This is a genomic window from Bradyrhizobium sp. PRIMUS42 (genome assembly GCF_023006515.1).
GTDB lineage: Bacteria > Pseudomonadota > Alphaproteobacteria > Rhizobiales > Xanthobacteraceae > Bradyrhizobium.
The window spans coordinates 1-1,746 of record NZ_JALBGZ010001007.1 but is presented as its reverse complement, the minus strand read 5'-3'; the positions used below and the strand labels follow the sequence as shown (position 1 = coordinate 1,746).

2 protein-coding genes are annotated in these 1,746 nt (G+C 68.0%); both read right to left on the bottom strand.

Annotation, left to right across the window (positions count from 1 at the left end):
* Positions 1 to 113: 113 nt before the first annotated feature.
* On the bottom strand, positions 114 to 1,466 hold the full coding sequence (accC, locus tag MOV75_RS36860) for an acetyl-CoA carboxylase biotin carboxylase subunit (RefSeq protein WP_247007846.1): 1,353 nt from the start codon (positions 1,464 to 1,466) through the stop codon (positions 114 to 116).
* Between the two features lie 4 nt (positions 1,467 to 1,470).
* Positions 1,471 to 1,746 (bottom strand): biotin/lipoyl-containing protein (locus tag MOV75_RS36855; protein ID WP_247007845.1); only part of this gene is annotated, 276 nt, incomplete at its 5' end.

Genomic DNA, 1,746 nt, shown 5'->3' with positions numbered 1-1,746 from the left:
GGCCTCCAGCGCCAGTGCCCAGATGCGGCGCTGCGTCGTCAGCGTGGTCTCGCCCGGCGCTTCGAACAGCAGCGCGGTCGTCCCCAGCAGGCTGAGTTGCGGCAGGTTCGTCGTCATGCCTCGCCGCTCCAGCGCAATTGCTGCTCGAGATGGTGAATGCTGACGCCGCCACGGATGAACGCGGCATCCCTGACGAGGCGCCGGTGCAGCGGCAGGTTGGTCGCGATCCCCTCCACGCGCATTTCGTCGAGGGCGATGCGCAGCCGGTCCAGCGCCTCGTCGCGCGTCGTGCCGTGCACGACGAGCTTGCCGATCAGCGAGTCGTAATATGGCGGCACGCGATATCCGCTGCTGGCGTGGCTATCGATGCGCACGCCGGGGCCGCCGGGGAGCTCCCAGGCGGTGATCACGCCGGGGGACGGCACGAACGTATCGGGATCTTCGGCGTTGATCCGGCATTCGAAGGCATGACCGTGGCAAGCGATGTCGCCCTGCGCGAACGGCAGCGCCTCGCCCTGAGCAACGCGAATCTGCGCCTCGACGATGTCGATTCCTGCGGTCATCTCGGTGACGGGGTGCTCGACCTGCAGGCGCGTATTCATCTCGATGAAGTAGAACGCGCCATCCTCGACGAGGAACTCGAACGTGCCGACGCCGCGGTATCCGAGCTGCCGGCAGGCTTCGGCGCAGCGCTCGCCGATCTGCGCCAGCACGTCCCGGTCCAGTCCCGGTGCCGGCGCCTCCTCCAGCACCTTCTGGTGTCGTCGCTGCAGCGAGCAATCGCGGCTGCCCAGCCAGACGGCATTGCCATGGGTATCCGCAATCACCTGGATCTCGACATGTCGCGGCCGGTGCAGGAATTTCTCGATGTAGATCTCGCTGTTGGCGAAGCCGCGCCGCGCCTCCTCCCGCGTCACGGCGATCGCATCAGTGAGGCCAGTCTCGCTCTCCACCATCCGCATGCCGCGGCCGCCGCCGCCGCCCGCCGCTTTCAGGATCACGGGGTAGCCGATCTGCCGCGCGATTGAGCGCGTGAGATCGAGGTCGTCGCCGAGCGCCGCATCCGGACCGGGTACGCAGGGAACGCCGGCGGCCCGCATCGCCCGCTTGGCAGCAACCTTGTCGCCCATGACGCGCATTACCGCGGCGGTCGGGCCGATGAAGGTCAGGCCGGCGGCTTCGACCTGCTCGGCGAAACCAGGGTTCTCGGACAGGAACCCGTAGCCGGGATGGATCGCCTCGGCTCCGCTGACCTCGGCGGCGAACAGCAGCGCCATCTGGTTGAGATAGCTCTGCGCCGCCGCGGCCGGCCCAATGCAGATGGCCTCATCGGCATGATGCACGTACGGCGCTTCGCGATCGGCCTCCGAGTGGACGACGATGGTGCGCAGCCCGAGCCGCCGACAAGCGCGCTGGATGCGCAGCGCAATCTCGCCTCGGTTGGCTATGAGGACCGAGCCGAACATGTGCCTACCTGATCCGCATCAGTTCTTGCCCGGCCTCGACCTCCTGCCCGGTGGAGACGAGAATTGCGGCCACGGCGCCGTCCCGATCGGCGCGAACCTCGTGAAACATCTTCATCGCTTCGATGACGCACAATGTCGTGCCGGCGGTGATCGCCTGGCCCACCGTGACGAAGGGCGGCGCGTCGGGATCGGGCTGCAGATAGGCGACGCCAAAGAGCGGCGCGACGACGCCATCCGCTGTGTCGCTGACCGGTACGCGTTGCGCAGGCTCGGGGCGGCT

Excerpts from the sequence above, each read along its gene's own strand:
- accC (WP_247007846.1), bottom strand. The coding sequence starts at position 1,466 with ATGTTCGGCTCGGTCCTCATAGCCAACCGAGGCGAGATTGCGCTGCGC.